Genomic DNA, 8,739 nt, shown 5'->3' on the forward strand with positions numbered 1-8,739 from the left:
GATAACGCACATGCCCCGGTTCGCCGGGGCATGTGCGTTTTGCGCGCGGGCCTGCGGACGAGGCCTCAGCGGTTGACGTCCACCACGGTCCGCCCGCGTACCTGCCCTTGCAACAGGCGTGGGGCCAGCTCCAGCACATCGGCCAGGCCGATCTCCGTGGTCATCTGTTCAAGCAACCCGGGGTCCAGGTCGGTGGCCAGTCGATCCCACGCGCGCTGGCGCAGGGCATGCGGCGCATTGACCGAATCGATTCCCGCCAGGGTCACGTTGCGCAGGATGAAGGGCAACACCGAGGCCGGCAGGTCCGCGCCCTGCGCCAGGCCGCAGGCGGCCACCGCGCCGCGATAGCCGGTGTGCGCCAGCACGTTGGCCAGGGTGTGGCTGCCCACCGTGTCCACCGCCGCGGCCCAGCGCGGCGGACCCAGCGGCTTGCCCGGCGCACTGAGGGTCTTGCGGTCGATCAGCTCGGCCGCCCCCAGGGCCTTCAGATGCGCCTCGTCCTCCATGCGTCCGGTGGAGGCCAGGACGTGATAGCCCAGCTTGTGCAGCAGCGCGATGGCCACCGATCCGACGCCGCCGTTGGCGCCGGTCACCAGCACATGGCCGTGCTCGGGCGCGATGCCGGCGTGCTCCAGCGCCAGCACGCACAGCATGGCGGTGTAGCCGGCCGTGCCGATGGCCATGGCCTGGCGCGCGGTGAACGCCGCCGGTGTCTTCACCAGCCAGTTGCCCTGTACGCGCGCGCGCTGGGCGTAGCCGCCGTGATGGGTCTGGCTCAGCTCCCACCCGTTGATGAGCACCGCATCGCCCGGCTGGTAGTCCGGATGCTCGGAGCTCTCCACCGTGCCGGCCAGGTCGATGCCGCCGACCAGCGGAAACACCTGGGCGATCGGCGAGGTGCCGGTCAGCGCCAGCGCATCCTTGTAGTTGACGGTGGAGTAGTCGACCTTGACGGTGACATCGCCGGGCATCAGCGCCTGCTCCTCCATCTCCACCAGGCTGGACTGGACAAGGCCGCCGTTGCGGGCGATCTGGATGGCGCGGAAGCTGGACATGGATGGCTCCTGGTGGGTGGGGCGGGAGCGGATTGTGGGGCGCGCCGGGTGAGGACGGGAAGAACGGTGAAGCTTAGACGGGGGCGGTAGTTGTGCGCGAAGGAGTGAGCGGAGAGGAGTGAGGAGTGAGCGGGGGCTGGGGCGATCACACAGGGAGTGGGGGGGCGGGGGGCTTTGCGGTTGCGCACGGCGCACGGGCAATCAGCGACAATCGCCGCACCCCACCCACACGGAATCGCCATGGCCGGTGCCAGCCTGTTCACCCTGTTTGACGACATCGCCACGATCCTCGACGACGTGTCGGTGATGACCAAGGTCGCGGCGAAGAAGACCGCTGGCGTGCTCGGCGACGACCTGGCCCTGAATGCGCAGCAGGTGACCGGGGTCAAGGCCGACCGGGAACTGCCGGTGGTCTGGGCCGTAGCCAAGGGCTCGCTGATCAACAAGGCGATCCTGGTGCCGGCCGCGCTGGCCATCAGCGCCTTCCTGCCGGGCTGGGTCATCACGGTCCTGATGATGATCGGCGGCGCCTTCCTCTGCTACGAGGGCGTGGAAAAGCTGGCGCACAAGTTCCTGCATTCCAAGGACGAGGACCAGGCCCAGCACGCCCAGCGCATGCAGGCGTTGGCCGATGAGAAAACCGATGTGGTCGCCATGGAGAAGGAGAAGATCAAGGGCGCGGTGCGCACCGACTTCATCCTCTCGGCCGAGATCATCGTCCTGTCCCTGGGCGTGGTGTCCAGCCAGCCGATGCTGACCCAGGTGCTGGTGCTGGTGGGCATCGCGCTGGCGATGACGGTCGGCGTCTACGGCCTGGTTGCCGGCATCGTGAAGCTGGACGATCTGGGCCTGTGGATGTCGGGCAAGGGCGGCGGCGTGGCCGCGCTGGGTCGCGGCATCCTGGCCTTCGCCCCGTGGTTGATGAAGGCCTTGTCGGTGGTCGGCACCGCGGCGATGTTCCTGGTCGGCGGCGGCATCCTGGTGCACAACATCCCGGCGCTGCATCACCTGATCGAAGGCTTCACCCCGCAGGGCCTGGCCGGCACAGTCGTGGCCAGTCTTGCCAACGCCGTGGTCGGCATCATCGCCGGCGCCATCGTGCTGGGCGTGGTCACCGTGGTGCAGAAGGCGCGCGGCAAGGGGCACTGAGCCGGCGGCGCCGCTGGCCGGGCGCGACAGCCCGGCCATGGTCTTCAGCCGGCCGAGACCACCCGGTTCTTGCCGGCCTTCTTGGCCTCGTACATGGCCTTGTCCGCGCGCTTGATCAGCGTGTCGGCGCCTTCGCCAGGCGCACGCAACGCCACGCCGGCGCTGAAGGTGACGAAGATGCGCGCGTCCTCGTAGACCAGCGGGCGCACCGAGAGCGCGCGCAGCAGGCGGTTCATCGCCGACACCGACTCGGTCATGCTCGAATCGGGCAGCAGGATCACGAACTCCTCGCCGCCGAAGCGGGCGATGCCGTCGGTGGCGCGCAGCATCAGCCGGCTCACATCCACCAGGTGGCGCAGGACCGCATCGCCGCCGGGATGGCCGTGGTGCTCGTTGATCAGGCGGAAGTTGTCCAGGTCCAGCAGCGCCGCGCACAGCGGATTGCTGCTGCGTTCGGTGCGGGCGGCCTCGCGCTGGAACAGCTCCTCGAAGCCGCGCCGGTTGAGCGCGCCGGTGAGCTGGTCGACGCTGACCAGTCCCGCCACGTCGCTGAGCTCCTTTTCCAGCGACTGGATGCGGCGTTCGGCCGCGTCAACTTCCTCGCGCGCGGCGATCAGGTGGTCGCGCGCGCGCGCGGCCTGCTGCTGGATGCGGCCGGTGTCTTGCAACACGTCCTGCATCAGCTTGTTGAGGTCGGAAATGCTGCGCGCATCGCGGATGGCCAGCGAGTAGCCGCTGACCCGGTCGTGGAACTCGCCGGTGGTCACCGCCATGCCGTTGAGGTCATCGACGAAGGACATCATCATCTGCTTCATCGCCAGCTTGGATTCGGCGATGCCCTGCTTGAGCAGGCCCTGCTTGTAGATGACCTCGCGCAGGCCCAGGCGTGCATCCTCGATCGAGCGCTGGTCCAGCGGCCCGGAGATCAGGTCGCGCACCACCGAGATCTGGCCCTGCAGCCAGCTGCTGTCGTCCAGCAGTTCGCCCACGTTCTCCAGCAGCAGGTCGAACAGGCCCAGCAGCAGCACCTGCTGCTCCTGGCTGTCGCCGGAGCGCACGCCGATCTGGTGGCACAGCTCGCGCAGACGCTGGGCCAGGCCCGACAGGTCCTGGCCCGGGCGCCATTGGCGAAGTCCACCGCCCAGGGCCTCGGCCTCGGCCGCCAGGTCCGGGGCGCTGTGCAGCAGCGAGGCCAGTGCGCCGGCCAGGGTCTGCCGCAGCAGGTCGCGCAGCTTCTCCGCGTCGGTCGGGCCGGCCAGCGGGTCGTCCACGTCGATGGTGCGGATGTACTTGTCGATCAGCTGGCGCAGCGCGCGCGCGTAGGCCTCCCAATCCTTGGCGGCGTGGGCCGACTGCAGGCGCCTGCCCATGTCGCCCAGCTCGCCATGCAGGCTGGCCATGCCGTTGCCGAAGGCGCGAAGCAGCTCCAGGGGTTCGTGCGCATGCGCGAACAGCCGGGTCAGCGCGGCGGTCTGGGCCTTGGGGTCCGCCGCCGGGGCCGTGCGGATGCCCGACGGGCTGCCCGGCGGCAGCACCTGGCCGGTGACGATCACCGCGTCCACCACGGGCTCGGGCGCGGCGTTGCGCCGCCGCGCCAGCAGACGGCTCAGACCGGCGGGCGCCGAAGGCTCGTCTTGCGGTTCGGACATGGGGGCGGCTCTCCAGGCAGGGGCGTCGGCGTGGACGCGGCGGATTCGAGGGCGCTATCCAGGCGTGCGCGCGCGGCGCGGAGCCTGGGCAGGTTCTCAGGTCAGGATATCGGCGTTGCCGGCGCGGGCTTGAGTGCGCAGCTGCCAGGCGGCCACGGCCATCCAGCCCAGGATCAGGCCGATCACCGCCTTCTGCGCCAGCCCCCGCGGCGCCTCGCGCCACAGGGCCAGGACCCAGACCGCGCCGAAGCAGGCCAGCGCCCACGGCAGCGCCCAGCGCCGGTGCCCGCGCCAGGCCGGATCGTGGCCGAAGCGCAGCGCCTGCAGGATCGCGCCGGTGGTGGCGAACAGAAAGGCCGCCTGCGCCGAGACGCCGTGGATCAGTCCCTCCACCGTGCGGTCCACGCCCGGCATGTCCATCCAGGCGAAGGCCGTGACGGTCAAGGACAGCCCCGCCAGGGCGAACAGCAGCAGCGGGGCGGCGCTGCGCGCGGCCGGCGCCAGCGCGCGGTACAGCCCCAGGGCCAGCGCCACCATCCCCACGCTCAGCCCGCAGTACGCCGCCTGCAGCAGGTGGCCGCCCTTGCCGATCAGGTACAGGCTCATCTGGCTGCGGACCGGGTCCAGCTCTGGCCGCAGCGCGTGCAGGGCCAGGCTCGCCAGCACGAATGCCGCCAGGCTGGCCAGGGCGAAGTTGGCCAGGCGCACGCTGGAAGCCGGAGGGATCGTTGGAGAAGGCGCCGCGCCTTGTGGTTGCATTGAAGATGTCAACGGGGGGTGAACAGTGACAGGCGTCCTGAATGGTAGAGTTTTTTTTGTTCAGGGCATCGGCACGACAGGTCATGGCACACGAGTTCGCCCCGGTTCCGGCAACGCCGGACCGCGACCTGCGCGACGCGCTGGATGCGGTGCAGGTTCCGATCTGGCATTCCGGCGCGGACCTCCATCGCGACTGGTACAACCAGAGCTGGCTCGCATTCACGGGGCGCTCGCTGGAAGATCAGGACGACCAAGGCTGGATGCAGGATGTGCATCCCGACGACAGCGGTCCGTGTCGAGAAGCTTATGACCACGCATTCGACGGTCGCAGATCGATCGCCCTGGAATTCAGGCTGCGTCGACACGACGGCCAGTATCGCTGGGTGAGGTCCGAGGGACGTCCCTTCCAGCGGGCTGGTGAGTTCGCCGGCTATATCGGCAGTTGCACCGACATCCACGCCAGCCGCGAATCCGAGCGCCGCCACCAGGCGATGGTGGACGAGCTCAACCATCGCGTGCGCAACATGCTCTCGGTGGTGCAGGCGATCGCGCGCCAGTCCCTGACCGGTGACCCGGAGGCGTTGCTGGCGTTCAATGGCCGGCTGATGGCGCTGGCCGCCGCGCACGATGTGCTGATCGCCCAGGCCTGGGCCGGCGCGACCTTGCGCGATGTCCTGCACCGGGTGCTCGAGCCCTGGTCCCACGACGCGGCGCGCGTGCACCTGCACGGTCCCAGCGTGCCGCTGCGCGCGCAGGCGGCGCTGACCCTGGCCATCGCCGCGCACGAGCTGTGCACCAACGCCGTTCGCCATGGGGCGCTGTCCGGTCCCGAGCTGGGGCATGTCGAGATCGAATGGGCCGTGAGCGAAGGCAGCGCGCCCCAGCTCCAGCTGTCCTGGTGCGAGCGGGGTGGCCCGGCGGTGCAGGCGCCCTCGCGGCGCGGCTTCGGCTCGCTCATGCTGGAGCGGGTGCTGGCCGCGGAAATTGGCGGTACGGTGGCACTGGAATATGCGCCGGACGGATTTTGCTGCCGGGTCACGGCCCCCCTGGAAGAGGTTCTCGCGGAGTTGCCCAGCCCATGAATAGCGTGTTGTCCGGCCTGAAGGTGCTGGTGGTGGAAGACGAGCCGCTGGTGGCCATCCTGGTGGAAGAGGTCATGGACCAGGCCGGCGCGCGCGCCACCATCGCCCGCGACGTGCCGCAGGCGCTCAAGGCGTTGGAGGCCGAGCGCTTCGATGCCGCCGTGGTCGATCTGAACCTGCGCGGCCAACAATCCTGGCCGGTCGCCGATGCGCTGGTGGCGCAGGGCATTCCCTACGTGCTGGCCACCGGCAACGCCGACATGGGCGATGCGCGCCTGCAGGCCGCGCCAGTGGTGGCCAAGCCGTATTCGGCCACGCAGCTGGTCAAAGTGCTGGGGCAGGCCATTGCCGAGCGCGCGCAGGCTTGAGCCGGTGGCGCCAGGCTTGACGTGGTTGGCGCGGGGGGAGGGCGGCTTCGCCCTGGCGGTTGCATCTGAAAGCGCCTGCGCCGTGGGTGATTGGCGGGGCTGTCGCTTGCCGAAGTGCCGGCCCGGTCCGTTCGAGCCCCGACGCGGCAGGATAGCCGAGTGAAAATCCTGCACATCGGCGCGTCCGGCCTGGTGGGCGGTTTCGTGCTGTCCCAACTGCTGGCCGATGCCCGCGTCGCGCAGGTCGTGGCCCCCACCCGCCGGGCGCTGCCGACCCGACACCCGCGGCTGGACAACCCGGTGCTGGACTTCGAGCGCCTGCCTCCCGCCGATGCCTCGCTCTGGCGCGTCGATGCGGTGATCTGCACGCTCGGCACCACGATGAAGCAGGCAGGCTCGCGCGCGCGCTTCCGCCGCGTGGATCACGACTACCCGCTGCAGATCGCGCGCAGCGCCCTGCATGGCGGTGCCTATGCCTTCGCCTTGAACTCGGCCCTGGGCGCAGACCCTGGCGCCCGTCTGTTCTACAGCCGGGTCAAGGGCGAGCTGGAGCAGGACTTGCGGCAGCTGCCTTACCCCTCCCTGACCTTCGTGCGTCCCGGACTGATCGGCGGCCAGCGCGGGCGGGCGCGGCTGGGCGAGCGGGTCGCGGCGATTGTCCTGGGTGCGGCCAGTCCCGTGCTGCCGCGGCGCTGGCGGATCAACCCGGCTGAACAGGTCGCCGCCGCGCTGGTGGACGCTGCGGTCCAGGCGCTGCCGGGGCGTCATGTCGTGGATGCGGCGCGCCTGCATCGGCCCCCAGCCTGACCACGGCGCTCCATTGGCGGCGGTGGGCGATGGGATGCGAGTCACGCTTGTGACCGGCGCAACGCAGTGCTTGCACGCATCGACATGTGACGTCACGAAAAATGCTGCAGTGCTTCACGCCTCTTTTATCGCTCTATACCTAGATTGGCCTCGAAGGTGCGGAAGGTCTCTTCGCACGATTCCCCCGATTCATCGCTCCCGCTACAGCCGCCCACCTTCCGAGAGCGTTCGGACGGTGGTGGTCGCGTCACCGTCGTTTTTCCCCGGCCCCCTCCTGTCGACGGACATATTCCCATGGCTTCCGAGTCGCTCGTGTTTTCCCCTGGCCAGCTGCGCGACGGCTTGTCCGTCGACCTGCCCGATGTCCGCCAGGTGCTGCGCGATGCGCGCGGACGCTTCGTGCGCAAGACGGCCTCGCCGCCTCCGGTGACCGAGCCGCCGTCGTGGCCAAGCCGGCGCGCCTCGCTGTTCGTTACCTCGGAGATGAGCGACTTCATCAAGGCCGGTGGCCTGGGCGAGGTGTCCGCGGCGCTGCCGCGCGCCCTGCGTGGGCACTTCGATGTGCGCGTGCTGATCCCCGGCTATAGCGCGGTGCTGGCCAAGGCCGGCAAGGTGACCGTGGTTGGCCATGTCGCCGGCTACGCGGGGCTGCCCGCCTGCGATATCGGCATGACCCGGCAGGCCGACGGGCTGCCGGTCTACGTGCTGCTGAACCCGGCCCTGTTCGAGCGCGAGGGCTCGCCGTATGTGTCGGCCGCGGGCAGCGATTGGGACGACAACGCCGTGCGTTTTGCCACCCTGTCGCACGCGGCGGCCGAGATCGCCGCCGGCCGTGCCGGCCTGGCATGGCGCCCGGAGCTGTTGCACCTCAACGACTGGCCGTGCGCGATGGCTGCCGCCTACGTGCGCTGGTCCGGCGGCGACACCCCGTCGCTGCTGACCATCCACAACCTGGCCTACCAGGGCCTGTTCCCGCTGTCGGTTGCGCCGCTGCTGGGCATTCCGGCCGCCGCCATCCGCGACCTCAACTTCTATGGCCAGCTCTCCTTCCTGCAGGGCGGCATCGTGCATGCGCAGCAGGTCAACACGGTCAGCGTCAGCTACGCCGACCAGATCACCCGCCCCGCGCTGGGCTGCGGCCTGGACGAGCTGCTGGCGCGCCGTGCCGCCGCCGGGCGCCTGAGCGGCATCCTCAACGGCATCGACGCCAGCTACGACCCGCGCACCGATGCGCACCTGCCGGTGCATTTCAGCGTCAACGAGTGGGCCGGCAAGAACGCCAACGCCAAGCAGGTGCGGCGCGAGTTCGGGCTGCGCGACAGCCGCGGCCCGCTGTTCTCGGTGGTCTCGCGCCTGGTGCACCAGAAGGGCCTGGACATGATTTGCGACGTCGCCCCCCAGGTCGCCGCGGCCGGTGGCCAGATCGTGTTCATCGGCGAGGGCGAGCGCCACCTGGAAGAGTCGGTGCGCACCCTGTGCCGGCGCTATCCGGGCCATATCGGCGCCTATATCGGTTTCGATGAAGGCCTGGCGCGGCAGATTTACGCCGGCTCGGACTTCCTGCTGATGCCCTCGCGGTTCGAGCCCTGCGGCCTGAGCCAGATGTATGCCCAGCGCTTCGGCAGCCTGCCCATCGCCCATGCCACCGGCGGCCTGATCGACACGGTGGACGATGGCGTGACCGGCTTCCTGTTCGACGAACCCTCGGCCGATGCCCTGCGCCGCTGCGTTGGCCGCGCCTTCCGCACCTATCGCATGCCCGGCCTGATGACCGCGATGCGTCGCGCCGCAATGCTCACCCCCAGCGGCTGGGATGTGGCCGGTCGCAAGTACAGCGCCCTGTACGAGCAGGTGGCCGCCGCCGCATGAG

8 protein-coding genes are annotated in these 8,739 nt (G+C 69.9%); 5 read left to right on the forward strand and 3 right to left on the reverse strand.

Going from position 1 to position 8,739, the window contains the following annotated elements:
* Positions 1-65 precede the first annotated feature (65 nt).
* Complete coding sequence (gene acuI / locus EPA99_RS08135) at positions 66-1,055, reverse strand: acrylyl-CoA reductase (NADPH) (RefSeq protein WP_129470702.1); 990 nt, start codon at positions 1,053-1,055, stop codon at positions 66-68.
* Positions 1,056-1,295: 240 nt separating this feature from the next.
* On the opposite strand from acuI, the gene EPA99_RS08140 reads away from it, so the two are divergent.
* Positions 1,296-2,204, forward strand: coding sequence for a DUF808 domain-containing protein (locus EPA99_RS08140; RefSeq protein ID WP_129470703.1), 909 nt, complete (start codon positions 1,296-1,298; stop codon positions 2,202-2,204).
* Positions 2,205-2,248: 44 nt separating this feature from the next.
* Here EPA99_RS08140 and EPA99_RS08145 read toward each other — a convergent pair whose 3' ends face one another.
* Positions 2,249-3,853: a GGDEF domain-containing protein gene (locus tag EPA99_RS08145; protein WP_129470704.1), complete on the reverse strand. Its 1,605-nt coding sequence runs from the start codon at positions 3,851-3,853 to the stop codon at positions 2,249-2,251.
* Positions 3,854-3,949: 96 nt separating this feature from the next.
* Positions 3,950-4,561, reverse strand: a complete 612-nt coding sequence (locus EPA99_RS08150; protein WP_164978601.1) for a DUF998 domain-containing protein — start codon at positions 4,559-4,561, stop codon at positions 3,950-3,952.
* Positions 4,562-4,695: 134 nt separating this feature from the next.
* Here EPA99_RS08150 and EPA99_RS08155 point away from each other — a divergent pair, with 134 nt between their 5' ends.
* The 4 genes from EPA99_RS08155 (at position 4,696) to glgA (ending at position 8,738) form a co-directional block, all read left to right on the forward strand.
* A complete protein-coding gene (locus tag EPA99_RS08155; protein ID WP_164978602.1) occupies positions 4,696-5,694 on the forward strand; it encodes a sensor histidine kinase in 999 nt (332 codons plus the stop codon).
* On the forward strand, positions 5,691-6,062 hold the full coding sequence (locus tag EPA99_RS08160) for a response regulator (protein ID WP_129470707.1): 372 nt from the start codon (positions 5,691-5,693) through the stop codon (positions 6,060-6,062). The genes EPA99_RS08155 and EPA99_RS08160 overlap by 4 nt, the downstream gene beginning before the upstream one ends.
* Before the next feature lie 159 nt (positions 6,063-6,221).
* Entirely contained in the window at positions 6,222-6,869 is a 648-nt protein-coding gene (locus EPA99_RS08165) for a Rossmann-fold NAD(P)-binding domain-containing protein (protein WP_129470708.1), read from the forward strand.
* Between the two features lie 294 nt (positions 6,870-7,163).
* Positions 7,164-8,738 (forward strand): glycogen synthase GlgA, encoded by a 1,575-nt coding sequence (gene glgA / locus EPA99_RS08170; protein ID WP_129470709.1) that lies wholly within the window; start codon positions 7,164-7,166, stop codon positions 8,736-8,738.
* The last annotated feature ends 1 nt before the right edge of the window (position 8,739 follow it).

The organism is Pseudoxanthomonas composti (assembly GCF_004122095.1).
GTDB classification, from domain to species: domain Bacteria; phylum Pseudomonadota; class Gammaproteobacteria; order Xanthomonadales; family Xanthomonadaceae; genus Pseudoxanthomonas_A; species Pseudoxanthomonas_A composti.

Excerpts from the sequence above, each read along its gene's own strand:
- EPA99_RS08145 (WP_129470704.1), bottom strand. The coding sequence starts at position 3,853 with ATGTCCGAACCGCAAGACGAGCCTTCGGCGCCCGCCGGTCTGAGCCGT.
- glgA (WP_129470709.1), top strand. The coding sequence starts at position 7,164 with ATGGCTTCCGAGTCGCTCGTGTTTTCCCCTGGCCAGCTGCGCGACGGC.
- EPA99_RS08155 (WP_164978602.1), top strand. The coding sequence starts at position 4,696 with ATGGCACACGAGTTCGCCCCGGTTCCGGCAACGCCGGACCGCGACCTG.
- EPA99_RS08160 (WP_129470707.1), top strand. The coding sequence starts at position 5,691 with ATGAATAGCGTGTTGTCCGGCCTGAAGGTGCTGGTGGTGGAAGACGAG.
- EPA99_RS08140 (WP_129470703.1), top strand. The coding sequence starts at position 1,296 with ATGGCCGGTGCCAGCCTGTTCACCCTGTTTGACGACATCGCCACGATC.
- acuI (WP_129470702.1), bottom strand. The coding sequence starts at position 1,055 with ATGTCCAGCTTCCGCGCCATCCAGATCGCCCGCAACGGCGGCCTTGTC.